This window comes from Nonomuraea glycinis (assembly GCF_035920485.1).
GTDB classification, from domain to species: domain Bacteria; phylum Actinomycetota; class Actinomycetes; order Streptosporangiales; family Streptosporangiaceae; genus Nonomuraea; species Nonomuraea glycinis.
In genome coordinates this window covers 9,303,085-9,327,862 of record NZ_CP109166.1, presented here as the reverse complement: position 1 = coordinate 9,327,862, position 24,778 = coordinate 9,303,085, and the positions used below count along the sequence as shown (strand labels likewise).

Sequence of the window (24,778 nt, the reverse complement as noted above, 5' to 3'; positions counted from 1 at the left end):
CGGTCGCCGAGCGCGGACCTTATGCGCCCTTGAACACGACGGTCACGTTGTGGCCGCCGAAGCCGAAGGAGTTGTTGACCGCGGCGATGTCACCTTCGGGCAGCGTGCGGTTCGCGCCGTGGACGAGATCCACTTCGATGCCGTCATCGATGGTGTCGAGGTTGATGGTGGCGGGGACGATGCGCTCCTGGAGCGACTTGACGGTGAAGACGGACTCGATGCCGCCCGCGCCGCCCAGCAGGTGGCCGGTCATGGACTTGGTCGAGGTCACCAGCGGGTGCGCGCCGATGGCCTTGGCCACGGCCTGAACCTCGATGACGTCCCCGGCGGGCGTCGAGGTGGCGTGCGCGTTGACGTGCTTGATGTCCCGGCCGGTGAGCTCGGCGTCGGTGAGCGCGTGCGTCATCGCCATGCTGATGCCGCGGCCCTCGGGCTCGGGCTTGGTGATGTGGAAGGAGTCGGCCGAGTAGCCGACACCGCTGGCGTAGGCGTAGATCCGCGCGCCGCGGGCCTTGGCGTACTCCTCGGACTCCAGCACCAGGATGCCGGCGCCCTCGCCGAGCACGAACCCGTCACGGTCGCGGTCCCAGGGCCGCGAAGCGCCCTGCGGGTCGTCGTTGCGGGTGGACATGGCGCGGGCGGCGGCGAAGGCCGCCACGTTGAGGCCGTGGATGGCGGCTTCGGTGCCGCCGGCGACCACCACGTCGGCCCGGCCGGCCTTGATCATGTCCATCGCGTAGCCGATGGCCTCGGCGCCGGAGGCGCAGGCGGACACGGTGGCGTGCACCCCCGCCTGGGCGCCCAGGTCGAGGCCGATCCAGGCGGCGGGGCCGTTGGGCATGAGCATCGGCACCGTGAAGGGCGACAGCCGGTTCCAGCCGCGCTCCTTGTAGGTGTCGTAGGCGGACAGGGTGGTGTTGATGCCGCCGATGCCGCTGGACACGACGACGCCCAGCCGCTCCGGCGCCACCTCGGGCGCACCCGCGTCCTGCCACGCCTCACGCGCGGCGACCATGGCGAACTGCTCACTGCGGTCGAGACGTCGTGACTCGGGCCGCGGCAGCACCTCGGCGGGGTCGACCGCGGCCGTCCCCGCGAACGTCACGGGGACGGTGTCGATCCAGTCCTCGGTGAGAGTCCTGACGCCCGACTGACCGGCGAGGAGCGCCGACCAGGACGAGTTGACGTCTCCACCGACGGGCGTCGTCGCGCCGAGCCCGGTGACGACGACACGTACCCGGTTTGCACTCACGTTTCGCACTCCTTGTCGATCAGTAGGCAGGGACTTAGTTCTGGATGAAGGTGAGGACGTCCTTGACCGTCTTCAGGTTCTTGAGCTGGTCGTCAGGGATCTCGACGCCGAACTCGTCCTGGGCGGCCACGGCGATCTCGACCATGGACAGGGAGTCGATGTCGAGGTCGTCCACGAAGCTCTTCTCGGGGGTGACCTCGGTGGCGGGAATGCCGGTGATCTCGTTGATGATCTTGCCGAGGCCCTCGAGGATGTCCTGCTCGGTGGCAGCCATGTCCTAGTTCTCCTTAGTTTTTTCTGGGTTCTGCACGGCTTCGCCGTACAAGCTGTGACATGCGTACGGCGCGTGTGCCGTACGCGATCCTATGGAATCTCGATGACCTGTCCCGCATAGGTCAGGCCGGCGCCGAAGCCGAGGATGAGCGCGAGCCCGCCCGAACGGATCTCGCCGCGCTCCAGCATGCGCGAGAGCGCGAGCGGGATGGACGCGGCGGAGGTGTTGCCGGCCGTGACGATGTCGCGGGCGACGACGGCGTTGTCGGCGCCCAGCTTGCGCGCGATGGACTCGATGATGCGCAGGTTGGCCTGGTGCGGGATGAAGGCGGCCAGCTCGGACGGGTCCACGCCCGCGCGCTCGCAGGCCAGCTTGGCGACCGGGTGCAGCGCGGTGGTGGCCCACCGGAACACCGTCTGGCCCTCCTGGCCCAGTGAGCCGTGGCGGTCGGGGATCCGGATGGCCTCGTACTTGTCACCCGAGCTGCCCCAGACGACCGGGCCGATGCCCGGCGTGTCGGAGGGGCCCACCACCGCGGCGCCGGCGCCGTCGGCGAAGATCACGGCGGTCGACCGGTCGGTCCAGTCGAGCCACTGCGAGAGCTTTTCCGCGCCGATGACGAGCACGTGCTTGGCCGAGCCGCCGCGGACGGCGGAGTCGGCGGCGGCCAGCGCGTAGCAGAAGCCGGAGCAGGCCGCGTTCACGTCGAACGCGCCGGGGGAGTCGATGCCGAGGCGGTGCGCCACGACGGCGGAGGAGTTGGGGATCTGGCTCTCCAGCGTGCAGGTCGCCACGATCACCAGGTCGATGTCCGCCGCGGACAGGCCGCTGGCGGCCAGCGCCTTGCCGCCTGCCTGGGTGGCCATGTCGACAAGGCTCTCCCCGTCGGCGACCCGGCGCTCCTTGATGCCGACCCGTGACTGGATCCACTCGTCGTTGGTGTCCATGGTCTTGGCAAGGTCGTCGTTGGTGACGACCTTGGAGGGCTGGTAGTGGCCGAGTGCCAGCACCTTCGCACCGGGTGCGGTGTCGAGAATCCTCACGGGGTCAGCTCCCTGGCGGCATCGAGATCATCTGGGGTCTTGAGTGCCACGGTACGCACCCCGCGCAGGCCACGCTTGGCCAGCCCGGTCAGAGTGCCGCCGGGCAGCAACTCGATCATCGCGGTGACACCGAGATCGGCCATGGAGGTCATGCAGGCGTCCCACCTGACGGGACTGCTCACCTGGTCGACCAGGCGGCGCATGAGCTCAGCGCCGTCGGTCACGACCTGACCGTCGGCGTTGGAGAGCAGCTTGACCCGCGGGTCGGCGGGCTGGACCTGCTGGGCGGCCTCGCGCAGCTGGTCGACCGCCGGGGCCATGTGGACGGTGTGGAAGGCGCCCGCCACGGACAGCGGGATCAGGCGGGCACGGGCGGGCGCGTCGTCCTTGAACGCGGCCAGCTGCTCCAGCGTGCCGCCGGCGACGATCTGCCCGGCGCCGTTGACGTTGGCGGGCGTCAGCCCGTGCTTGTCGAGCGCGGCGAGCACGTCGGCCTCGACGCCGCCCAGCACCGCCGTCATGCCGGTCGGGGTGACCCCGGCGGCCTTGGCCATGGCCTGGCCGCGCTCGCGCACCAGGGTCAGCGCCTGCTCCGGGGTCAGCACCCCGGCCAGGGCCGCCGTGGCGAACTCGCCGACACTGTGACCGGCGAGCAGGCCGGGGGTCACGCCGAGCGCCTCGGCCGAGGCCAGCGCGGCGGCGACCAGCAGCGGCTGGGCGATCGCGGTGTCGCGGATCTCGTCGGCCCCGGCGGTCGTGCCGTAGGCGATCAGGTCCAGGCCGGCGACGTCGGACCAGGCGGACAGCCGGTCGGCGAGACCGGGCAGCTCAAGCCACGGTGTGAGAAAGCCGGGAGTTTGGGCGCCCTGGCCTGGCGCGACGAGTACAAGCACGTACTTAACCCTGCCCTGTAGATGTCCGACACGCTGATGAAGATCTGAACGAACTTTGTCCGGGGTGATTTGTAGGAAGCCCACAATGTGGGTTTCGGCGCTGTTACGTTAGCGTCCGCCAGGTCTCCGCGCTCTCGGCGAGCCTGCCCAGGATGAGCCCCACCTGGAGGGTGAAGGCCGAGCGGCCCTCCGTCGGCTGATAGCCGGTCAGCTCGGTGATCTTCTTGAGCCGATAGCGGACCGTGTTCGGGTGCACGAACAGCAGCCGCGCGGTGGCCTCCAGCGAGGTGCCCTGCTCCAGATAGGTGGCCAGCGTATCGAGCAGCGGGGTGCCGGCCAGCGGCAGATGGACGTTCTCGATGAGCTGCTCGCGGGCGTCGGTGTCGCCGTTGAGCGCCCGCTCCGCCAGCAGGTCCTCGGCGTCCACCGGGCGCGGGGCGTCCGGCCAGCCGGAGGCGGCCTGCAGCCCGGCCAGCGCGGCCCTGGCCGAGCGGGCGGCGGCGTGCAGGTCGGGCACCTCAGGGCCGATGACGATCGGGCCCTCGCCGAAGCGGGCCACGACCTGCTTGGCCGCGTCGTCGACGCTGGTGGCGCCGCCCACGATCACGATCAGCCGGTCGGCCTGCACCCCGGCGAGCAGGTCCATGCCGATGCGGCGGCCGCGCTCACGCAGCCCGTCGATCACCGCGCGCGGGTCGCCCTCGGGAGCGTGGCCGGCGATGACCACCACCGGGGAGGACGTCCAGCCGAGCGCCGCCGCCCAGGAGTGCAGGCCGTCGTCGACCTCGCCGCGGACCAGCGCGTCCACGATCAGCGCCTCCAGCCTGGCGTCCCAGGACCCTCGGGCCTCGGCCTCGCGGGCGTAGACGTGCGCGGCGGCGAAGGCCACGTCGCGGGTGTAGCGGAGCATGGCCTGCTGGAGCTGGTCCCCGCCGCCGGGCGCGGCCAGCTCGTCGGTCTGCGCCTCCACCACCTGGACGACGACCCTGACGATGTCGACGGTCTGCTGCAGCGAGATGGAGCGCTTCAGCTCGCGCGGCGCGGTGCCGAAGAACTCGATGCTGGGCGTGGGCCGATCTTCACCCGCGTGCTGGAACCACTCCACGAACGCGGCGATCCCGGCCTGCGCCACCAGGCCCACCCACGAGCGATCCTCGGCGCTGAGCGCGCGAAACCACGGCAACTGCTCGTCCATACGGGACATGGCCGCCGTGCCGAGCGAGCCCATGGCGCGCTCGAGCCTGCGAGTGGTGTCCTCCCGGGTCCGGTCTGTCACGCCTTCTAGAGTGCCAGGTCCGGCTAGATGACCGCGACGGCGGTTATCAGGCCGATCGCCACGTGGGTGACCGCCAGCAGCCGGGCGCCCGGCTGCAGCTCGGGCTCCTTGACCAGGTCACGCACCGAGATGCCCACCACCCGGTCGAACAGCAGCATCGCCAGGGTCTGCACCACGATGCCGACCAGGCCGAACACCGCCGTGCCCGCCAGGCCCTCGGCCAGCCGCCCGCCGGAGGACCAGATGGAGGCCGCCACGATCAGCCCGATCGCGGCCATCGCCGAGGCCGCCAGCAGCGTGGCGTTGGGATTGCGGTCGGTCCGGATGACCTCGCTCAGCCTGCCGGGCGTGGCGAGGTCGATCACGTAGAAGCCGACGATCAGCAGGATCACGCCGACGGCGGCGTAGGAGGCGATGGCGCCCGCGCCGCGGACGAGGATCTCCAGGAGGGCGTTCATGATTGCTCGATTCGGTGAGGTACGAAGGACGAGGTGTCGTCGGTGATCAAGCCGGTGGTCTCCCTGATGCCCAGCCCCGCGGCCTCGTCGGCGATCATCCAGGCGCCCAGCACGGGCCGCTGCCCGTCGAAGTCGGGCAGCGCCTCGAAGCCCTGGAAGACGTAGCCCTCCTGGCCGTAGGAGCCGGGCGTCTCCTGGCCGCCGGACGGGGTGACGATCCGCATGGAGGCGCCCTCCCGTCCGAGCAGCGGCTTGGCGATATAGGAGGTCAGGTCGCGGGGGCCGTCGAGATAGGCCGGCAGCAGGTTGGGATGGCCGGGGAACAGCTCCCACAGCACGGCCAGCAGCGCCTTGTTGGACAGCAGCGCCTTCCACAGCGGCTCGAGCCAGGTGCCGTGGCGCACCGCGTGCCGCCCGAACGGCTCGGCCAGCATCCACTCCCACGGGTAGAGCTTGAACGCCGAGCGGATCATGCGCTCCTCGACGTCGACGAAACGGCGGTTGAGCGCGTCCCAGCCGATGTCCTCCATGGCGACCGCGACGGTCTGCCGGCCGGCCTGCTCGGCGGTCTCCTGGAGGTACGCGAGCGTCATCGCCTCCTCGCCGGACTCGTCCCGGTTGGTCCAGGCGAAGTGGGTGGGTCCTGGCGGCAACGGCAGCTCCCGCCAGCGGTCGATGAGCCGCTCGTGGATGGAGTTCCACTGGTCGTCGCCGGGGTGGGTGTCCTTCAGCCAGAACCACTGCACCACCGACGACTCCAGCAGCGAGGTCGGCGTGTCGGCGTTGTACTCCAGCAGCTTGGCCGGGCCGGTGCCGTCGTAGCGCAGGTCGAAGCGGGCGTACAGGTGCGGGTCACGGCGCTCCCAGGAGCGCGCCACGTCGGCGGCGGCCCACTCGGGGATGGCGAAGTCGGCGAAGCGGCCCGCGGCGACCACGTGCTCGGCGGCGCTCAGGCACATGCCGTGCAGCTCCTCGACCTGCTCCTCCAGCGACTCCACCTCCGCCATGGAGAAGGCGTAGTGCACGGACTCGTCCCAGTAGGGCCTGCTCAGGCCTTCGGGGTGGGCCGCACGGTGGTAGGCGAGCCCCTGGCCCTCGATCGTCTTCTCCCAGTCGTCCCTGGGCGTGCCTCGCTCGCGCCGCACGGGTCAGCTGCCTCCGCTGCGGAAGCTGCCGAAGCCGCCTCGCTGGATCTCACGGCCGGCGCGGGACTTGATGCCGACGTCCGAGGGGCGGTAGCTGGTGCCCGCCCGCACCCGGCTGCCGATCCGGGTGCCGCCGTAGTACCAGAGGTAGGCGCCACGCGAACCGCCGTAGTAGTGGCTGCCGCCGTCGTCGTCCTCGTCGCAGAGGTCCTCGTCCACCACCTGGTAGGAACCGTCGTCGAACTGGTTGTTCATGTCCACGCAGTCGGCGGTGACCTCGTCGTCGTTCTGGGTGGCCGCGCAGTAGCCGACCACCATGACCGAGACGACGCCGACGACCGTCAGGGTGATCACGTTGGACGCCTTCGACCGCTTCTTCGGGCGATGGGGTGGGTGGGGTGAGGGTGGCGTGTAGGCCATCTAGCTCCTGCTCTCTCCGGCCGGACAGACTATCGGTGAGGGCCTCCGGCATCAATCGACGGCCTGCTCCTTTGGTATTCATGAACGTATGGAACCGATCGAGGCGTTCCAGGAAATCGCCTTTCTCCTTGAGCGGGCGGGCGAGCCCGCCTACCGCGTGCGCGCCTTCCGCCGCGCCGCCTCGGTCGTCGCCGACCTGCCCCATGAGGAGCTGGTACGGCTGGCGGACGCGGGTGGCCTGGCCGATCTGCCGGGCATCGGCAAGGTGACCGCGCTGGTGATCACCGAGGCGCTGGCCGGTCAGGTGCCGACCTATCTGCGCAGGATGCGAGCCACCGAGGGGACCGACCTCGACGACGAGACGGCGGCGCTGCTGGCCGCGCTCAAAGGCGACCTGCACAGTCACTCCGACTGGTCCGACGGCGGCGCGCCGATCGAGGAGATGGCCGCCGCCGCCCGGTCGCTCGGCCACGAGTACCTGGCGCTGACCGACCACTCGCCCCGGCTGAAGATCGCGGGCGGCCTCCCCGCGGACCGCCTGCGCGAGCAGCTCGACCGGGTGGCCGAGCTCAACCGGCGACTCGCGCCCTTTCGGGTGCTGACCGGCATCGAGGTCGACATCGACCTCGACGGCGGCCTCGACCAGGAGCCCGAGCTGCTGGAGCGGCTGGACGTGGTGGTGGCCAGCGTGCACTCCAAGCTGCGGATGCCCGGCCCGGAGATGACCCGCAGGATGGTCATGGCGATCGCCGATCCGCGGGTGGACGTGCTGGGGCACTGCACCGGGCGGGTGGTGCGGGCCGGTGGCGCGCGCGGCGAGCGCCGGCCGGAGTCGGCGTTCGACGCCGAGATCGTCTTCGAGGCGTGCCGGAGCTTCGGCGTGGCCGTCGAGATCAACTCCAGGCCGGACCGGCTCGACCCGCCCAAACGGCTGCTGCGCCAGGCGTACGAGCAGGGCTGTGTCTTCGCCGTCAACTCCGACGCGCACGCGCCGGGCCAGCTCGACTGGCAGCGGCACGGGTGCGAGCGGGCGGCGCGGTGCGGGATCGAGCCGGCGCGGATCGTCAACACCTGGCCGCTGGAGGAGCTGCTGGCCTGGACGAGATGACGCTGTATCCCCTGCGGGCACGCGATTGTCGGTGGCCGAGCGTACCGTCACAGGTGTGAATCGCACCGACCGGCTCTACGCGCTCGTCGAGGACCTGCGCGCCATCGCGCCCCGCCGCCGTTCGGCCCGCGAGCTCGCCGCCCGGTTCGAGGTGAGCGTGCGCACGATCGAGCGCGACATCACCGCTCTGCAGGAGTCGGGGGTGCCGATCTACGCCGAGGCCGGCCGCACCGGCGGCTACACCCTGGACAAGAAGATGTCCCTCCCGCCGCTCAACTTCACCCCCGCCGAGGCGGTGGCCATCGCCGTGGCGCTCGGCAGGGCGGGCGACCAGCCGTTCGGCAGGCAGGCGCGCAGCGCGTTACGCAAGGTGGTCGCCGCCATGCCCGGCACCGAGGGCGAGCTCGCCAGGGAGCTGGCCCGCCGGGTGCTCGTCGCCGAGCCGCCCGAGCCCGCCGGCGGGATCCGGCCGCTCGGCGCGGCGGGCGTTTCGCGCGCGATCGAGGAGGCGCTGCTGCGCCGCCGCGTGCTCCGGCTGGAGTACGCCGACGCCAAGGGGGCGCTGACCTCCCGGGACGTCGAGCCGGGCGTGTTCCTGGGCGGCCGGGGCGGGTTCTGGTATCTCGTGGCCTGGTGCCGCCTGCGCGATGACGTGCGCGTCTTCCGGTTCGACCGGATCGCCGCGGCGACCGTCACCGCCGAGCGCTGCCCGGAGCGGCCGGTGGAGGGCTTCGCGGCCGAGGTGCCGGAGATGGTGATGCACGGCGCCGTTCTCGATTAGTCGTTCGAAAACACCGACATAGGGTTGTCGCGTCGGCGTTGGAGTATGGCCTGTGTCGAACGCGTCGCGGGCCGGGGAGATGCCTTCCCCGCGCCCCGGGCCCGCTTTCGCGAGTGACCGGTCTGCCCCTGGACCCGCCGCCGACCGCCGAGCGGCGGCGCGTCCAGGGCTCACGGCCGGACTGCCGCCGGCCACCGCTCCAGCGGCGCGGTGGCTCACAGGCGGGCCGCCGCCAGCCATCGCTCCAGCAGCGCGCGCTCGCCGTGCACGGTCACCCCGTCGGCCGGGCGCCTGCCGTACACCAGGAGCAGCAGGTCGGCGGCGGGTGCGGGCACCGCGGCGTCGCCCTTGGCGTGCCCGCGCGCCCAGGAGATCCCGCCGCCGGGTTCCTGGACGAACGTCCACTCGCCCGGCGTGTCCGTGGCGTGCAGGTGGAAGGTGGCGCCCACCACGCCGTCCAGTGCGGCCAGGCGCTTGGTGACCCAGCCGGCGGACGACACGTTGTCGAGGAACTCCTCGACGCCGTCGGCCGCGACCGCCGGCTCGACGACCGGCTCGCGACCGGCCGCGAGCTCGGCGTCGACCCGGTGCACGACCAGCTCGTACGCCATCCGGCGGGTCCACCAGCTCGCCCGGCCGGTGGGCCCCCAGGTCCACACGGGCGTGTCCGGGTCGGTCGCGCGCAGCGTCCGGACCATCTCCGTCATCCCGGAGGCGAGCCACTCCCGGTCGCCGTGCTCGCCTTCGGCCAGGCCGTTGGGCACCTGCCGCGACCAGACGGGATCCTGGCGGCGCGTCGTCACCAGGTGCGTCACCCAGCGGTGCAGGGTGCCGACGTGCGTGATGAGGTCCGCGAGGGTCCAGCCGGGGCAGGTGGGCAGCGGGGTCTGCGGCGCCGTGGCGAGCTCGGCCAGGCGCGTGGTCTCGTCCTCGATGAGCGCGAAGTAGTCCGTCACCCGGCCGAGCCTAGGCGGCCGCGCAGCTGACGCCTCGCTCGGGCAGCTTGCCCTTGATCAGATAGTCGTCCACGAGCCGGGCGATGCACTTGCTGCCCGACAGGTAGGCGCCGTGCCCCTCGCCCTCGTAGGTGACCAGCGTGGCCGTCTTGAGCTGCGCGGTCAGGCTGGGTGCCCACTGGTAGGGGGTGGCGGGGTCGTTCTTGCCCCCCACCACCAGGATCGGCGCCGATCCGGTCGCGTCCACCTTCGTGGCCTCGTCGCTGCCCTTGGCCGGCCAGATCCGGCACAACCCGCCGGAGCCCTCGCTACCGAACAGCGGCGAGATCTTCATCGCGGCGGCCTGGGTGCGCGCGAGCGTGGCCCTGTCGGGGCGCTCGGTGGTGTCCACGCAGGTGATCGCCGGGAAGCTGGTCATCTGGGTGGAGTAGGTGCCGTCCGGGCGGCGGCCGGTGTAGGAGTCGGACAGGTAGAGCAGCGCCGAGCCGTCGCCTTCGAGCGCCTGGCCGAGCGCGTTGCCCAGGAGCGGCCAGGTCAGCTCCGAGTAGAGGGCGGCGGCGATGCCGGTGACCGCCAGGCCCTGGGTGATCTCGCGCTTACCGACCTTGAGCGGCTGCTTGGCCAGCTGGTTCATCAGCCGCTTCACGTTGGCGTTGGCGGCGGCGACGTTCTCGCCGACCTCGCACCGCTGCTTGACGCACGCCTTCAGGAAGCTCTCGTACGCCCGCTGGAAGCCGCGGGTCTGGGCCAGGGTGCGCTTCTCGAAGTCGACCGTCGGGTCCAGCGGCGCGTCGAGCACCATCCGGCCCACGTTGCCGGGGAACTGGGTGGCGTAGACGGCGCCGAGCTGTGTGCCGTACGACATGCCGACGTAGTTGAGCTTCTCCTCGCCGAGCGCGGCGCGGATGCGGTCCATGTCGCGGGAGGCGCTGGCGGTGCCGACGAACGGCAGGATCTTGCCCGAGTCGCGTTCGCACAGCTCGGCGAATCTCTTGTTGGCCGCGTCGGTCTTCGCGCGGGTCTCCGCGTCGGCGGGCAGGGTGTTCAGCGCGGTGTAGGCGTCCAGGTCGGCGGGGCCGCCGCAGCGTACGCCGGAGCTGCGCTCGACGCCGCGCGGGTCGAAGCTGACCAGGTCGTAGCGGGCGCGCAGCGTCGACAGCGACTTGGCCGCCTGGTCGAGGGTGTCCACGCCGGAGCCGCCCGGGCCACCGAAGTTGAACAGCAGCGAGCCGATCCGGCGCTTCTTGTCGGTCGCCGCGATCTTGATCAGCGCGAGGTCGATCTTCTCGCCGTCCGGCGCGCCGTAGTCCAGGGGGACCGCGAGTTTCCCGCACCGCACGGCGGGGTCCTGCCGGGCGGGTGGCTCGCCGTCGGGACGGACGATGTCCGTGCACGGACCCCAGTCGATCTTCTCCGTCTCGGGCACCACATCGGCGGCGGGCTTGGCCGGGCTCGCACAGGCGGCGGCCGTCACGGCCAGGGCGGCGGCGGCAAGGACGCGGCGCATACGACTTTTCCCCTCATCGGCATGGGGGGAAGTAGTGCCCACCATACGTGAGCGTTCACTCAAGGGCGTGTGACGACGCGGACAACAGCGGCCCCTCGCGAATCTCTTCGCGAGGGGCCGCTGCGACGGATGGGGTCAGATGCCCATCGACTGCGTGTCGTTGCTCTCGGCGCCACCGGCCTCGGTCACGCCGTTCTTGAGGTGGTAGCGGGCGATCGCCTCGCGCAGCACCTCGCCTTCGAGCTCGCCGCGCTTGACCAGGCTGGTGAGTACGGCCAGCGTGATCGAGGCGGCGTCCACGTGGAAGTGGCGGCGCAGCGCCGAGCGGGTGTCGGACAGGCCGAACCCGTCGGTGCCCAGCGAGGACCAGTCACCCGGCACCCACTGCGCGATCTGGTCCTGCACGGCCTTCATGTAGTCGCTGACGCCCACGATCGGCCCCGACGCCTGGGACAGCGCCTGGGTGACGTAAGGCACCCGCGGCTCGGCGTCCGGGTTGAGCAGGTTGTGCTCGTCGCAGGCCAGCGCGTCACGGCGCAGCTCCGACCAGGACGTCGCCGACCAGACGGTGGCCGACACGCCCCAGTCCTCGGCCAGCAGCCGCTGCGCCTCCATCGCCCACGGGCCGGCCACGCCCGAGGACAGGATGTTGGCCTTCGGCCCCTGCGTCTGCGGACCCTCGGCGAACCGGTAGAGGCCCTTGAGCAGTGCCTGCACGTCGAGGTCGGCGGGCTGGGCGGGCTGCAGGTAGGGCTCGTTGTAGACGGTCAGGTAGTAGAAGACGTCCTCCGGCTGCTCGCCGTACATCCGCCGCAGGCCGTCCTGGACGATGTAGGCCACCTCGAACGCCCAGGACGGGTCGTAGGCGAGCGCGGCCGGGTTCGTCGAGGCGATCAGCGGCGACTGGCCGTCCTCGTGCTGCAGGCCCTCGCCGTTGAGGGTGGTGCGGCCGGCGGTGGCGCCCAGCAGGAACCCGCGGGTCAGCTGGTCGGCCATCTGCCACATCTGGTCGCCGGTGCGCTGCCAGCCGAACATCGAGTAGAAGATGTAGATCGGGATCATGTGCTCGCCGTGCGTGGAGTACGCCGTGCCGGCCGCGATCGCCGAGGCCATCGACCCCGACTCGGTGATCCCCTCGTGCAGGATCTGCCCCTGCACCGCCTCCTTGTACGACAGCAGCAGCTCCCGGTCGACGGCCTCGTAGTTCTGGCCGTGCGGGGAGTAGATCTTCGCCGTCGGGAACATCGCGTCGAGGCCGAACGTGCGCGCCTCGTCCGGGATGATCGGCACGAACCGGTGGCCGATCTCCTTGTCGCGCATGAGGTCCTTCAGCACGCGGACGAAGGCCATCGTGGTGGCCACCTGCTGCTTGCCGGAGCCCTTGCGGAAGCCCTGGTAGATCTCGTCGCCGGGGAGCTTGACCGGCTTGGCGCGCACGACCCGCTTGGGCAGCACGCCGCCGAGCGCCGCGCGGCGCTCCTTCATGTAGGCGATCTCGGGGTCGTTCTCGCCCGGATGGAAGTAGGGGGGCAGCTCGCCTTCGAGCGCGGAGTCGGGGATCGGCAGGTAGAGCCGGTCGCGGAACTCCTTGAGCTCGGCCTTGGTGAGCTTCTTCATCTGGTGCGTGGCGTTGCGCGCCTCGAAGTCCTTGCCGAGCGTCCAGCCCTTGATGGTCTGGGCCAGGATCACCGTCGGCTGGCCGACGTGCTCACGGGCGGCCTTGAACGCGGCGTAGACCTTGCGGTAGTCGTGCCCGCCGCGCGACAGCTTGCGGATGTCGTCGTCGGTCAGGTGCTCGACCATCTTGCGCAGGCGCGGGTCGCCGGCGAAGAAGTGGTCGCGGATGTAACCGCCCGACTCGACGGAGTAGGTCTGGAACTGGCCGTCGGGGGTGGTGTTCATCTGGTTGACCAGCACGCCGTCGACGTCCGCCGCCAGCAGCGGGTCCCAGTCGCGGCCCCAGACGACCTTGATGACGTTCCAGCCGGCGCCCCGGAAGTAGGACTCCAGCTCCTGGATGATCTTGCCGTTGCCGCGCACCGGGCCGTCGAGCCGCTGCAGGTTGCAGTTGATGACGAAGGTGAGGTTGTCGAGCTCCTCGCGCGAGGCCAGGCCGATCGCGCCGAGGGACTCGGGCTCGTCCATCTCGCCGTCGCCCAGGAACGCCCAGACATGACTGCGGCTGGTGTCCTTGATCTGGCGGTTGAGCAGGTAGCGGTTGAACCGCGCCTGGTAGATCGCGCCGATCGGGCCAAGACCCATCGAGACGGTGGGGAACTCCCAGAAGTCCGGCATCAGCCGCGGGTGCGGGTAGGAGGGCAGGCCGTGGAAGCCGTGCGACAGCTCCTGGCGGAACGCGTCGAGCTGCCCCTCGTTGAGCCGGCCCTCTAGGAAGGCGCGGGCGTAGATGCCCGGCGCCGCGTGGCCCTGGAAGAAGACCTGGTCGCCCGACTCGCCGTGGTCCTTGCCGCGGAAGAAGTGGTTGAAGCCCACCTCGTAGAGCGACGCGGCCGAGGCGTAGGTGGCGATGTGGCCGCCCACGTTGGTGCGGGCGTTGGCGCGCGTCACCATGATCGCGGCGTTCCAGCGGATGTAGGCCCGGATGCGCCGCTCGACGTGCTCGTCGCCGGGGAACCAGGGCTCACGCTCCGGCGGGATCGTGTTGATGTAGTCGGTGCTGCGCAGGCCCGGCACGCCGACCTGGTGCTCGCGGGCCCGCTCCAGCATGCGGAGCATCAGGTAGCGGGCTCTCGTGCGGCCCTCCGTCTTGACGACGTTGTCGAGGGACTCGAGCCACTCGTTGGTCTCACTGGGGTCGACATCAGGCAGCTGGCTGGGTAGGCCGTCGCTGATGATCGAGAAACGCTGGCGTCCGGAAGCCACTGGGTCTCGCCTTCCGAGGATGACTGATGTCTGGTCTGGGTCGCTTTCCATCCTGGTGGCTCGTCGTAGAAAGTGCATCTCTACTAGCGAGTAACCAGGGGGTCCTGCTGGGTCTCAGTGGACTAGTCCACCGATGGTAGGACGAATCACGGCCTAGGTTAGCGCCGCATCCCAATTTAACAAGAGCGGAAAAGCTCCGAAATTTTGCCTACACGTCTTCGAGTATCCCCCTGCGGGGTCCACGCGTCACATCCGGGCGGGCGGAGTCTGGCCGGATGCCCGCTGAGCAGGCATTCTAGGGGGCTTCCAGGGGTCGCGGCGGTCGCGGGGCCGGCCGCCCGCGGTCGTGTCCCGCCCCCGCGCCGGCCCGGCGCACCGGCCGGCGGGGGAACTTGCCAGCAGACTCACAGGAACGGCCTCCCGGTAACAGTTTGGTCATCATTCCTTGCCGCCTCCGGGACGGCCAGCCTCTTCTCGTACGGCGCTCGACGTACGAACCTGGAGGTATGAGAGCGACGGTAGGCGATCGGCTCCTGGTGCACGGGAATACCGTTGGTGAACCGGACCGGAGCGGAGTCATCATCGAGATCCAGGGCCTCGGCGGCGGGCCCCCGTACCTCGTGCGGTTCGACGACGGGCACACCACCCTGGTGGTTCCCGGCCCTGATGCCGTGGTCGTGCCCGCATAGGATCTCCGTGTGAGATCTGAACTCATCTCGGTGGCCACAGGGTCACACGAGACGGTGCACGACATCACCCGCGAATGCGCGGAATTCGTCCGTACGCAGGGGGAGGACGGGCTGCTGCACGTCTTCGTCCCGCATGCGACGGCCGGAGTCGCGCTGCTGGAGCTCGGCTCCGGCAGCGACGACGACCTGCTTTCAGCGCTGCGCGAACTTCTGCCCGCCGACGACCGGTGGCGGCACGCCCACGGCTCGGCCGGGCACGGCAGGTCGCACGTCATGCCCGCGTTGATCCCGCCCTATGCCACAATCCCCGTCCTGGGTGGGAGACTGGCCCTGGGCACGTGGCAATCAGTGGCCCTCGTGGACCTCAATGTCGACAACCGGCAACGCCAGGTTCGGCTGTCGTTTCTGTCGGATTGATTCTGGCCGAGTACGGCCGTACCCGTGGCGACCGTTGACGACCGAGGGTCACAGCGTGTGGACTGTCCCGAAGCGATAAACCGCATATGCGGGGCCACTCAAGCAGGAGGGATAAACGTGAGCGCGACCGCGGGTCAGGCGCAGGGCGAGCGCGGCCTGGCCGAACGACTTGGCCTCAAGGCGGGTCAGGTGGTGCAGGAGATCGGTTGGGACGAGGACGTCGACGACGAGCTTCGGGATTCCATCGAGAGCCTCACCGGTAACGATCTGCTGGACGAAGAGACCGACGACGTCGTCGACGTGGTGCTGCTGTGGTGGCGTGACGGCGATGGAGACCTCTTCGACGTTCTGACCTCCGCGATGCGAGCACTCGCCGAGGGTGGTCAGATCTGGCTGCTGACTCCAAAGGCCGGACGTGATGGCCACGTCGAGCCGAGCGACATCGGGGAGGACGCCACGACCGCGGGTCTTTCGCAGACGAGCAGCATCTCCGCCGCGCCCGACTGGTCAGGGACCAGGCTCGTCACGCCGAAGGGCCGACGGTAGGGAGCACGGACGTCGCACGTACGGCAGGATGAGACGCGTGAACGCGCATCCTGTCGAGGTCGGTGCCCAAGCTCCGGATTTCGAGCTGCGGGACCAGCACGGCACTCCGGTGAGACTTTCTCAGCTCCGGGGCAGGAAGGTCGTGCTGGTCTTCTACCCGCTTGCCTTCAGCGGGATCTGCCACGGTGAGCTCACAGCGCTGCGCGCGTTCCAAGCCGACGCGCAGCTGCTCACCGTCTCGGTGGACTCCCTTTTCTCCCATCGTGCCTGGGCGGATCAGGAGGGTTTTTCTTTCCCTCTACTCTCCGATTTCTGGCCACATGGACAGGTCGCGCGGGCGTACGGTGTGTTCGATGAGGCGAAGGGCTGTGCGCTTCGGGGGACCTTCATCCTTGACGGCGAGGGCGTGATCCGCTGGTCGGTGGTCAACCCGGCCGGCCAGGCGCGTGACGTCGCCGACTACATCAAGGCACTCGCCGACATTTCATAACGGAGGCAACGATGCCCTGCTACCGCTGCGGGGCCCGGCAGACCGATCCGGTCCGCGGCGCCAGTCCATGGAAACGTGGCGTCCGCCGCGAAACGCAGGTGCTGGTCTGCCCGGACTGCCAGCGACTGCACGGCCTGGACCTGGAGGCGTGCGAGATCTGCGGGTCCACGACGCTGATCTGCCGGCTCGGTGAGGTGGAATGCCGCTCGTGCGGCGCCGTACGGGCGGCTCGCTCGGACTCCCTCGTGGGGTCGGACAGGGGCGCGTCCTCCGCGTCCCCGGCGTCCTCCACGCCCGCTGGGCTTTCCGGGCTCTCGGCCGAGGTGGAGGCCGCGCTCGACAGGGTGCTCGGCCGCGCCTGACGCCCGACACCTTTCCGGACATTTGCTGAGCTGCGATATTGTCTCGTTCCGTGTCCTCTACTTCGTTCGTCGTCGCGCTGGACGTCGGTGGCACGTCCATGAAGGGCGGCCTGGTCAGTGAGTCCGGCACGGTGCTGTTGAGCGAGCGGCGGCACACCCCCCGCTCCGAGGGCCCGGAAGCGGTCGTGAGCGCCATCCGGGACTTCATCGGTCACCTCGCCACCTCGGGCGACGGCGCCCCCGCAGGCGTCGGACTGGCCGTGCCCGGCCTGGTCTCCGAGGACACCGCCATCTACGCCGCCAACCTCGGCTGGCGCGACGTCCCCGCCAAGGACTTCACCGGCCTCGACGCCCCGATCATGCTCGGCCACGACGTCCGCACCGGCGGCCTCGCCGAGAACGTCCTCGGGGCCGGCCGAGGCGTCGCCGACTTCCTCTTCCTCCCCATCGGCACCGGCATCGCCGGAGCCATGATCGTGAACGGCGAGCCGTACGGCGGCACTTCCGGCTGGGGCGGCGAGATCGGGCACATCCCCGTCTTCCCCGACGGGGAGCAGTGCGCCTGCGGGCAGTTCGGCTGCCTGGAGACGTACGCCTCGGCCGCCTCCGTGGGCAGGCGCTACAGCCAGCGTGCGGGTTTGGAGGACGTACGGGCCGAGCAGGTGGTCACCTCCGACGACCCGGTGGCCATCGAGGTCTGGGACGAGGCCGTGGAGGCCCTGTCCCTGGCCCTGGCCACGTACACCCTCCTCCTGGACCCGTCCATGATCGTCCTTGGCGGGGGACTCGCCGAGGCGGGGCCCGCCCTCTTCGACCCGGTTCGCACGCGCCTCGTCAAGCGCCTCGCCTTCCGCGCCGCGCCCCCGCTGCTTCCCGCCGCCCTCGGGGTGGACGCGGGGATGCTCGGGGCGGCGCTGCTCGGGTGGCGGGCGGCGGGGCGGCCTGAACTGGGGGCGGGGTGGGAAGTGGAGGTGCGGTCGGCGCCGTTGGTGTCGTAAGGTGTAGTGCCGATCAGGGGCGGTTAGCTCAGGGGTAGAGCACTCGCCTTACAAGCGAGGGGTCACTGGTTCGAAACCAGTACCGCCCACCTGCAAGCACAGTCCTCATTTCGAGGTTCCGAGAATCGCCTTGGGGACGAAATAGGGACGATCTTGAGAAGTCCCATTGGTCAGCGCTTCCGCTACTTCTCATGCCCGCGCTTGGATGCATCAGCGTCATACGCGAGGAACTGCACGACCTGGTGGATCAGTTGCCGGAGTCTTTCGGTTTGCCGTGGAGTTGATTCGCGGGTGTCTCGGTGAGACGGACGACGAGCGAGACCTGCCGTACTTCGCGTCGTTCGAGAGTGAGCCCGATCTGGCCGAGCGCCATCAGGAGATCTTGCGCACGGGATGCTGCCGCCTGTCCACGTGGATGGAACAAGCGAAAGTCGTACAAACTCGGCAGGCAGGCAGGACGTCGGACGGACACGGGGGGTGGGGTGGCGGCGTGGAGCGTCCGCCGGACCTGCCTGCCGAGAGCGGAGGCACGACGAAGCAGGGTGGATGAGCGTCCGTCCCCTCCGGCCGGGAGCCACCTGCCTCGCCGCGCCCGTCATCACCTGGCGACGTACTCGGCCAGGACGTTCGCCGCGCCTACCGGGTCGCGGGTCGGGTGGCGCTTTTCGGCGTTCTGCCAGGAGTAGTAGGCCCCGCCGTACCCGACGAACACCCACACCGGCAACCCGAGCTCACGCCGATGCACCATGAGGGCACTGTTGTTGTCCCGCAGTTCGGCGTTCACGCCGAGGGGCGTGAGCCGGTCACGCAACACGATGAGCATGTTGCTCTCTTCTTCGTTGCGCGCCAAGATGGCCGTTGCCGCAATCATGATCGAATTCATCTCCCGTTCCTTTCGGCCCGGCCGTTTCCGAGGCAGTCGAGACACTTCCGCTTCCTGCTTGAGGTCTCATCTCCGTCGTGATCACCGATGAGAAGCTCGCGGCGCGAATCGCACAGCTTGATCCCGCGCCCCCGGCACGCCGGGCAGGGCAATGTCTCGCTCTTCTCATCAGGCCGGATCACCGTCGCCATCTCCTCGTTCATCCGGCGTTCCCTGTGGCGGAGGCCGCGCGACGTACCGTGGTTGATTGATGACAAGTCCATCGGCAACCGCGTTCGAGCAGGACCCCTGAACGGACCCCTCATCTCCCCTTTCGAGCCCCCAGCCGGGAGGAAGACCCGCAGATGCCCGACTACATCCCGAACGTCCGGCTACGTGCCTGGCGCAACGAGCAGCGCCTGTCCCGCTGGCAGATGGCCGAGCAGATCAACGCCACCCCGGTCGGTGTCGCCGAGCGACTGGCATGCGATGAGGAACGGGTCCGGCGCTGGGAAGCCGGTGAAGTCCGATGGCCCCGCACGCCCTACCGGCTGGCGCTCACCCAACTGACCGGCCTGGAACCGGAGGCACTCGGGTTCACCCAGAACCGGCAGACAGGCAGCCGCCTCATCGAAGCTCACGTGATGCCGGTGGACGCGTTGCGGGCCGAGGCCGACCTGTACGGGACCATGGAACTCGCCCAGCAACTTCAGGCGTCCGACGTCGGAACCGGAACGCTGGAGGCTCTCGCCGAGGCCGTCGACCTGCTGTGTCGCGCCTATCCCGTCGTGCCCGCTGGCACTCTGCGGGATCGTACGCAGAAGCGTCTTGCCCAGATCAACCATTTACTCGCCGGGCGGCTCACACTTGAGCAGCACCGTGAATTGCTGGTGATCACCGGATGGCTGACCGCGTTGCTGGGATGCGTGCACTATGACCTGGGCGAGCGGGAAGAGGCTGAGACCGCGCGCCGTACCGCGTTCGAGATGGGCCGCCAGGTCGGGCACGGGGAACTGGTGGGATGGGCGCACGAGATGTCCGCGTGGTTCGCCCTGGTCGAAGGCCGTTACGAGGACGTCGTGACCGCCGCCCGGATGGGCCAGGCGGTGGCCGGCACCAGCAGCGCCATGGTGCAACTCACCTTGCAGGAGGCTCGCGGCCTGGCCCGCATCGGTGACCGTCGCGAAGCCGACCGCGCCCTGACCCGCGGAGCCGAAGTGCTCGGCAGCCTGCCCATGCCCGACTACCCGGACCACCACGTCGTCTTCGACCACGCCAAGTGGATCTTCTATGCCGCCACCTGCTACACCTGGCTCGCCGACGACGACCGCGCCGAAGAACACGCCCGCGAAACCATCCAGATGCACACCCGCCCAGACGGCACCTCCAACGCTCCCATGCGCGTCGCCGACGCCCACATAGACCTCGGCATCGTTCACGCCCGCCGCGGCGACCTCGACGCGGCCGTCGACGCGGGTATGGCCGCGTTCGACTTCGACCGACGATCCCTCACCGACCTCGTCAACCGCGCAGGCGACCTTGACCGGACACTACGCCGACGCTTTCGCCGTGAGGCTCTAACGCGGGAGTTTCATGAGCGCTACTCTGTAGCGCGTCAGGCGCTCAAGATTAGTCGACCTGACCTGTTGGATTAAGGTATCAAGCAGAATGCCGCAGAACGCAAACCGCATCCTAGATCGTCTATCGCTCAGAGAGAGCTCAGCGATTAGGTTGCTTATTGATGGACCTCGCGAAGTGCACTCCCCTGGCCTTGCAACGGCCAGACTGTCAACTGGCGGAGGCAAGGTTGATGAATCATCTGCGCGAAGCCGTCCAACTCGCGATCCACCTTCGCGCCTTTCACGGAGCCGATGTCTCTTGGGTCGAGCGGGCCGGGAACGGCGAAGTCGAACTGACCGACCTTCAAGACGAGCACATATATTCCCATGAGCAAATCCGCCTGCATGGATGGACGGGCCTTCTGGAACATCACCACTAGCGACGTTCTAACTTCGCCAAGTTCGACTTTGTGATCTCTGACAGCGGTTCAGGGAGATCTTCGAAGTCAAACCATCCAATCGCCTCGCATTTCCCCGGTTCGCGGATAACAGGCTTTCCACCGATATGTCTGGCAGTGAACGTCACCGACACCCAATGCTGGTCGGGAAGAATGTGATCAAAAGCGCCGAGCTGCCCGGTGACGTGGATGTCCATCCCGTACTCTTCTGCGATCTCCCGCATGATGGCCTGCTCCAAGGCTTCGCCGAAGTTGACCATCCCACCGGGGAATTCCCATGTGCCGGCCTCATTTCTCGCTCTTGGTCCACGAAGGGCCAAGAACGCCTGACCTTGATCGTTTAAGATCACGGCACCAACGCCGATGCCGACATAGTCACGAGCTGGTCGCATCATTGATCTAGTGTATTTGTGGCAGGATCACCGTGAGCGCATACCCCCACATGAACCCAAGCGATCCGATGATGAAGAGAATGATGTAAGTCTCGTACCAGCGGATGAAGTTGCCGAGCTGTGGTGATTTTCTGAAGCCCTCATGGACAATCCGATCGGTCAGCTCGCACTCTTCTTTTCGATAATCCAGCCATGCGAATACTCCGATAACGATTAGCACAGCAGTGAAGAACCCGATCACCGTGACTAGCAGCATGAGCCCCACGATCCCGGAGCGAGTGACGGCTGGAGTGATCCCCCACGTCCGGTAGCCAACGAAGAGCGCAAGTCCCGCTGCAACCAGGGTGCTAGCAAGGGTTTGATAGATAGCCAGGAACTTGTAGACGTTCTCGTTGACGGTGTGGATCTGCTGAAGGATGTACTTATATCGCTCTAATGAGAACTCTCTGTCCAGTTGTCTCTTTTCGACCTGTTTGGGGTTGCCAACTGTTGTCCTTGGCCTCATCTCTTGCCTCCTTCCTTGAGTATCGGAAGTAAAGAAAAATCATTACCGAGTCCGGTCGAGTCAGGTTACCGGGCAAGAAGTGACTGTGTAGACGTCGGGCGATCTCCAGCCGCAGGCCGTTTACGCACAGTGAACCCATGATTGGCTGCACCTCCGAAGTGGAGCCAATGCGGGAGCCGCCCCAGGTGAACCAACCTGCACGAATCTGGCTGCGTGCACGCCCACTGTAGACCTGAGCAGCAAAAGCGCCAGCTCCAGTGATCGAATACCTACGCTTGCAAGCGAGGGGTCACTGGTTCGAAACCAGTACCGCCCACCTGCAAGAACAGTCCTCATTTCAAGGCGTGCGAAAGTCGCTGTGGGAGCAGATGGGTGGCGATCTTGAAAAGTCCGTCTGGTCAGTGCCGCCGCCGCTTCTTGTCCCCGTACATGTGCCGTGAGGTCTTGCGTGCGGAGTGGGGCCGCTGATGTGCGTGAAGGTCCAGAGGTCGACAGCGAATGGGCGGGGGACGTACCCGGGCGTGTTCATCATCGCGGGGCGGGCCACCGGGGCGTCGTGGTCGGCGATGGTGGTTGGTAGGGCAGTTCTGAGGTGGCTATCCGAGGTTGCGCAGGAAGGCGTTCTCCAGGTGTACGGAGAGGTCGGTCAGTGACCAGTCCTCCTGTGCGGCGCGGTGGGCCAGGTTTTCGTGCAGTTCGGCGCTTACCGGGATGATCTGGCGCCGTGAGTCGAGGATGGGCTGGTACTTGCGGCGGAGCTCGTGGTCGTGGCGGCGGATGAAGTCGAGCAGCCCTTCGTGGTCATGCGTCAGGTCGGTGACCGCGAGCACCGCGCGGTCCCTGAGCCAGGTGGGCATGGGGTAGTGCGCCCTGGCCTCCTCGACCAGCCGGGCGGGGTCGGTATGGTCACCGTCCCCTTGGGGCGGGGGGAAGCTCCCCGCCAGCACGACCATCAGCCGGTCGGTGGGGAAGCCGCCCGGCAGAGGGCGGCCCTCGATGAGGGGCCTGACGACGCTCGTCAGCGTGCGCCCCGAGTGCTGGGCGAGCAGGACGTCGATGGCGTCGACCAGGATGACGCCCCGGTGGATCGTCGCCGGTCTGCCCGAGGAGCGGGAGACCAGCTCCTCGACGATCTCCGTCACCCACCACGGCTGCCCGTCGGCATCCTTGACCGCCTCCGCGTCCTGCCCGGTCAGCGCAGCCGCGTCCAGCACCGCCCAGGGCACGTCCCAGACCTCGGCCAGCGCCTTGACCAGGGCGGTGCGCTGGCCCGTACGCGGGTCGACCAGCACGACGCACTGGCGGTCCGCGCTGCCGCCGGGCGAGCCGTAGTGCCTGCTGCTGGCCACCGCCAGGGTCTCCCTGGCACGGACGGCTCCCGGCAGGAGGTTGGCGAGCTTCCGCGAGACCTGGTGCGGGGTCAGCACCCGCCCGCCGGCCGACGGGGAGACCGGGGCCGCGGAGTTCAGCCCTCTGCCGACCAGCTCGGCGTCGATGATCAACGCCGGCTCGCCGGGCTCCGCGCGCTCGTACATCGTGGTGGCCAGCGCGTTCTCCATGACGCCGCGCAGCCCGCGCGCGCCGACGCCGCGCAGAAGTGCCTCGGCGGCGATCCGCTCGACGCCGTCCTGGGTGAAGACCGTGCCCTTCCTGCCCTGGAGGGCCAGCAGTTCCGCGTACTCGTGGGTCAGGCCGTTCTGCTCGTTCTGCAGGATCCGGACCAGCTCGGCGTGGTCGAGCGGGAGCGTCGCGGTGATCACTGGGAAACGGCCGACGAGCTCGGGCAGGAAGCCGTACTCGATGACGTCTTCGGGCAGGATGTGGTCCACGAGGGCGGACCGGTCGCCGAGCGCGTCCTCGGGCAGGCTGAGCCTGCGCGCCACGTGCTCGGCGAGCCCGTTGAAGGCGCCGAGGCACACGAACAGCACGTTCTTGGTGTCGAACTGGTAGAAGTCGAGGTTGCCCGACAACTGTGCCTCGTTCTTCGGCACGTCCACCACCGAGCCCTCGACGAGCTTGAGCAGCTCCTGCTGGACGGCCCCGCTGGAGGCCCTGCTGCGCTCGCCGTGGCCCAGGGCGAGCTTGTCGAACTCGTCGACGCAGATGATGCCGTACTCCGCCCGGCGCAGGTTGAAGGAGCCGGCGATGAGCAGCCGGTAGAGCATCTTCTCGACGGTGACGCCGCCGTAGCCGGTGCCGCTCAGCACGGTGGCGTTGGTGATGACGAACGGCACGTCGAGGTAGCGGGCGATCGTCTCCACGAGCATCGTCTTGCCGGTGCCGGTGGGGCCGAGCATCATCACGTTCGCCTTGCGGATGGCCACCGGCGGGGCCTCGAACCTGTTGGCCATCATCAGCCGCAGGTAGTGGTTGCTGACCGCGACGGCCAGCCGTTCCTTGGCGATGCGCTGGCCCTCGATCCTGGTGTCCAAGTGCCGGACGAGGTCCGGCGGGTCCCGCAGGTCGACCCGCGGCAGGATCCGCGTCTTGGCCTCGATGAAGTCGTCGAGGGTCAGCGGCGCGGCCGTCGATCGCGTGGCGGCGGCCGCAGCCGCCCCCTGCACGAGTTGCTGGAGCTCGGCGCCGGTGAACCCGGCCACGCCGGCCGCGATGGCCCTGATGTCCACGCCGGCCGCGAGGCGGTTGTGCTCCTTCAGCAGCAGGCTCAGGATGTCGGCACGCTGGGCCTCGTCAGGCAGTTCGAGGTCGATGCGCAGGCCGAAGCGCGTCGGCGCGAACAGCGCGGGATCGATCACCCGGGGGCGGCTGGTGGCCGCGATGACGTACACCCGATCGTTGACGACGAGGTCGTCCATCGCGGTCATCAGCTGGGCCATCGTGCGGTGGGCCTCGGCGTCCCCGTTGGCGCCGACGCTGGGACCGCTGCTCCGCTCGGTGGCGATCAGGTCGATCTGGTCGATGAAGATGACGACCGGTCTGTTGCGGGCGGCATTACCGCTCGCCTCGCTGAAGGCCTGCCGCATCCGGCTGGAACCCATGCCGATGAGGAGTTCGTGGAACTCGGCGCCCGAGTAGGTGTAAAGGGCCGTGGCCGCCTCGCCGGCGATCGCGCGGGCCAGGGCGGTCTTGCCGCACCCGGAGGGTCCGGTGATCAGAACCGCTCTCGGCACGTCACTCCCGAGTGTGCCGTACGGTTTGCGCAGCCAGGCGACGACGGGTTCGAGCTTCTCCTTGGCCTGGTCGAGCCCGCCGAGCCGGTCGAATCGGTCGTCCGGCTTCTCCGACGGGCGGCCGAGGGTCTGCACCTGGCTGGGCTGGTTGGCGGCCATCTGCCGGAAGCTCGCCGCCAGCATCCGGATCGCCAGCCCGACGAAGATCAGCGGGAGGCTCACCGCCAGGACCAGCGCCCACGGCACGCCGAGTAGCCAGGTGAACGCCGTCGTGGCCCACGTGCCCAGGTTGCGCCATTCGCCGCTGAAGATCAGGTAGAACACGATCGCGAGAGAGGGCACCGCCAACGGCCTCAGGAATCTCACAGGTCTC

The 24,778-nt window shown here is 68.9% G+C and carries 26 protein-coding genes and 1 tRNA gene; 10 read left to right on the top strand and 17 right to left on the bottom strand.

The annotated features are described in order from the left end of the window. Window positions 1–19: 19 nt before the first annotated feature. The 8 genes from fabF to OHA68_RS43930 all read right to left on the bottom strand — a co-directional run bounded on the left by fabF (window position 20) and on the right by OHA68_RS43930 (window position 6,761). The gene (gene fabF, locus OHA68_RS43965) at window positions 20–1,252 is read right to left on the bottom strand and encodes a beta-ketoacyl-ACP synthase II (RefSeq protein WP_327105548.1); all 1,233 of its coding nucleotides are present in this window, start codon (window positions 1,250–1,252) and stop codon (window positions 20–22) included. A 34-nt stretch (window positions 1,253–1,286) separates the two neighbouring features. Beyond that, complete coding sequence (locus tag OHA68_RS43960; RefSeq protein ID WP_189140927.1) at window positions 1,287–1,526, bottom strand: acyl carrier protein; 240 nt, start codon at window positions 1,524–1,526, stop codon at window positions 1,287–1,289. Between the two features lie 89 nt (window positions 1,527–1,615). Then, window positions 1,616–2,569 carry a beta-ketoacyl-ACP synthase III gene (locus OHA68_RS43955; RefSeq protein WP_189140926.1) on the bottom strand — a complete coding sequence of 318 codons (954 nt, stop codon included), beginning with the start codon at window positions 2,567–2,569 and terminating at the stop codon, window positions 1,616–1,618. Then, entirely contained in the window at window positions 2,566–3,462 is an 897-nt protein-coding gene (locus tag OHA68_RS43950) for an ACP S-malonyltransferase (RefSeq protein WP_327105547.1), read from the bottom strand. The genes OHA68_RS43955 and OHA68_RS43950 overlap by 4 nt, the downstream gene beginning before the upstream one ends. Window positions 3,463–3,565: 103 nt before the next feature. Further along, window positions 3,566–4,690, bottom strand: a complete 1,125-nt coding sequence (locus tag OHA68_RS43945; protein WP_189141099.1) for a PucR family transcriptional regulator — start codon at window positions 4,688–4,690, stop codon at window positions 3,566–3,568. Between the two features lie 71 nt (window positions 4,691–4,761). Beyond that, window positions 4,762–5,196, bottom strand: coding sequence for a DUF350 domain-containing protein (locus OHA68_RS43940; protein ID WP_189140924.1), 435 nt, complete (start codon window positions 5,194–5,196; stop codon window positions 4,762–4,764). Continuing rightward, complete coding sequence (locus tag OHA68_RS43935) at window positions 5,193–6,341, bottom strand: glutathionylspermidine synthase family protein (protein ID WP_327105546.1); 1,149 nt, start codon at window positions 6,339–6,341, stop codon at window positions 5,193–5,195. Before OHA68_RS43935 ends, OHA68_RS43940 begins: the two co-directional genes overlap by 4 nt. Window positions 6,342–6,344: 3 nt before the next feature. Then, complete coding sequence (locus tag OHA68_RS43930; protein ID WP_327105545.1) at window positions 6,345–6,761, bottom strand: hypothetical protein; 417 nt, start codon at window positions 6,759–6,761, stop codon at window positions 6,345–6,347. Window positions 6,762–6,849: 88 nt separating this feature from the next. Between OHA68_RS43930 and OHA68_RS43925 the strand changes: the two genes are divergently transcribed. Together OHA68_RS43925 and OHA68_RS43920 are read left to right on the top strand one after the other, a co-directional pair. Continuing rightward, window positions 6,850–7,869, top strand: coding sequence for a PHP domain-containing protein (locus OHA68_RS43925; protein WP_327105544.1), 1,020 nt, complete (start codon window positions 6,850–6,852; stop codon window positions 7,867–7,869). Between the two features lie 55 nt (window positions 7,870–7,924). Next, complete coding sequence (locus OHA68_RS43920; RefSeq protein WP_327105543.1) at window positions 7,925–8,650, top strand: helix-turn-helix transcriptional regulator; 726 nt, start codon at window positions 7,925–7,927, stop codon at window positions 8,648–8,650. Between the two features lie 215 nt (window positions 8,651–8,865). Here OHA68_RS43920 and OHA68_RS43915 read toward each other — a convergent pair whose 3' ends face one another. The 3 genes from OHA68_RS43915 to aceE all read right to left on the bottom strand — a co-directional run bounded on the left by OHA68_RS43915 (window position 8,866) and on the right by aceE (window position 13,996). After that, window positions 8,866–9,606 carry a maleylpyruvate isomerase family mycothiol-dependent enzyme gene (locus OHA68_RS43915; RefSeq protein ID WP_327105542.1) on the bottom strand — a complete coding sequence of 247 codons (741 nt, stop codon included), beginning with the start codon at window positions 9,604–9,606 and terminating at the stop codon, window positions 8,866–8,868. Window positions 9,607–9,616: 10 nt separating this feature from the next. After that, complete coding sequence (locus OHA68_RS43910; protein WP_327105541.1) at window positions 9,617–11,113, bottom strand: alpha/beta hydrolase; 1,497 nt, start codon at window positions 11,111–11,113, stop codon at window positions 9,617–9,619. Between the two features lie 135 nt (window positions 11,114–11,248). Beyond that, window positions 11,249–13,996 carry a pyruvate dehydrogenase (acetyl-transferring), homodimeric type gene (aceE, locus tag OHA68_RS43905; protein WP_355041208.1) on the bottom strand — a complete coding sequence of 916 codons (2,748 nt, stop codon included), beginning with the start codon at window positions 13,994–13,996 and terminating at the stop codon, window positions 11,249–11,251. 506 nt (window positions 13,997–14,502) lie between these two features. Between aceE and OHA68_RS43900 the strand changes: the two genes are divergently transcribed. The 7 genes from OHA68_RS43900 (at window position 14,503) to OHA68_RS43870 (ending at window position 17,587) form a co-directional block, all read left to right on the top strand. Next, the gene (locus tag OHA68_RS43900; protein WP_189140917.1) at window positions 14,503–14,685 is read left to right on the top strand and encodes a DUF1918 domain-containing protein; all 183 of its coding nucleotides are present in this window, start codon (window positions 14,503–14,505) and stop codon (window positions 14,683–14,685) included. 9 nt (window positions 14,686–14,694) lie between these two features. Further along, a complete protein-coding gene (locus OHA68_RS43895) occupies window positions 14,695–15,102 on the top strand; it encodes a secondary thiamine-phosphate synthase enzyme YjbQ (RefSeq protein WP_189140916.1) in 408 nt (135 codons plus the stop codon). 117 nt (window positions 15,103–15,219) lie between these two features. Then, window positions 15,220–15,648, top strand: coding sequence for a DUF3052 domain-containing protein (locus OHA68_RS43890; protein WP_189140915.1), 429 nt, complete (start codon window positions 15,220–15,222; stop codon window positions 15,646–15,648). Between the two features lie 37 nt (window positions 15,649–15,685). Next, a complete protein-coding gene (locus OHA68_RS43885; RefSeq protein WP_327105540.1) occupies window positions 15,686–16,138 on the top strand; it encodes a peroxiredoxin in 453 nt (150 codons plus the stop codon). Window positions 16,139–16,149: 11 nt separating this feature from the next. Continuing rightward, window positions 16,150–16,500: a hypothetical protein gene (locus tag OHA68_RS43880; RefSeq protein WP_327105539.1), complete on the top strand. Its 351-nt coding sequence runs from the start codon at window positions 16,150–16,152 to the stop codon at window positions 16,498–16,500. A gap of 50 nt (window positions 16,501–16,550) precedes the next feature. Continuing rightward, a complete protein-coding gene (locus tag OHA68_RS43875) occupies window positions 16,551–17,498 on the top strand; it encodes an ROK family protein (RefSeq protein WP_327105538.1) in 948 nt (315 codons plus the stop codon). Between the two features lie 17 nt (window positions 17,499–17,515). Then, window positions 17,516–17,587, top strand: a tRNA-Val gene (locus tag OHA68_RS43870). A gap of 158 nt (window positions 17,588–17,745) precedes the next feature. On the opposite strand, the gene OHA68_RS43865 is transcribed toward OHA68_RS43870, so the two are convergent. Beyond that, on the bottom strand, window positions 17,746–17,871 hold the full coding sequence (locus tag OHA68_RS43865; RefSeq protein WP_327105537.1) for a hypothetical protein: 126 nt from the start codon (window positions 17,869–17,871) through the stop codon (window positions 17,746–17,748). A 225-nt stretch (window positions 17,872–18,096) separates the two neighbouring features. Beyond that, window positions 18,097–18,369 (bottom strand): hypothetical protein, encoded by a 273-nt coding sequence (locus tag OHA68_RS43860; RefSeq protein WP_327105536.1) that lies wholly within the window; start codon window positions 18,367–18,369, stop codon window positions 18,097–18,099. A gap of 356 nt (window positions 18,370–18,725) precedes the next feature. Between OHA68_RS43860 and OHA68_RS43855 the strand changes: the two genes are divergently transcribed. Next, on the top strand, window positions 18,726–20,015 hold the full coding sequence (locus OHA68_RS43855; protein WP_327105535.1) for a hypothetical protein: 1,290 nt from the start codon (window positions 18,726–18,728) through the stop codon (window positions 20,013–20,015). Window positions 20,016–20,095: 80 nt separating this feature from the next. Here OHA68_RS43855 and OHA68_RS43850 read toward each other — a convergent pair whose 3' ends face one another. The 4 genes from OHA68_RS43850 to OHA68_RS43835 all read right to left on the bottom strand — a co-directional run bounded on the left by OHA68_RS43850 (window position 20,096) and on the right by OHA68_RS43835 (window position 24,771). Then, window positions 20,096–20,356: a hypothetical protein gene (locus OHA68_RS43850; RefSeq protein WP_327105534.1), complete on the bottom strand. Its 261-nt coding sequence runs from the start codon at window positions 20,354–20,356 to the stop codon at window positions 20,096–20,098. Beyond that, a complete protein-coding gene (locus tag OHA68_RS43845) occupies window positions 20,356–20,772 on the bottom strand; it encodes an NUDIX domain-containing protein (protein ID WP_327105533.1) in 417 nt (138 codons plus the stop codon). The genes OHA68_RS43850 and OHA68_RS43845 overlap by 1 nt, the downstream gene beginning before the upstream one ends. A gap of 4 nt (window positions 20,773–20,776) precedes the next feature. Continuing rightward, window positions 20,777–21,274 carry a hypothetical protein gene (locus tag OHA68_RS43840; protein WP_327105532.1) on the bottom strand — a complete coding sequence of 166 codons (498 nt, stop codon included), beginning with the start codon at window positions 21,272–21,274 and terminating at the stop codon, window positions 20,777–20,779. Between the two features lie 596 nt (window positions 21,275–21,870). Continuing rightward, on the bottom strand, window positions 21,871–24,771 hold the full coding sequence (locus tag OHA68_RS43835) for an AAA family ATPase (protein WP_327105531.1): 2,901 nt from the start codon (window positions 24,769–24,771) through the stop codon (window positions 21,871–21,873). Window positions 24,772–24,778: the final 7 nt, after the last annotated feature.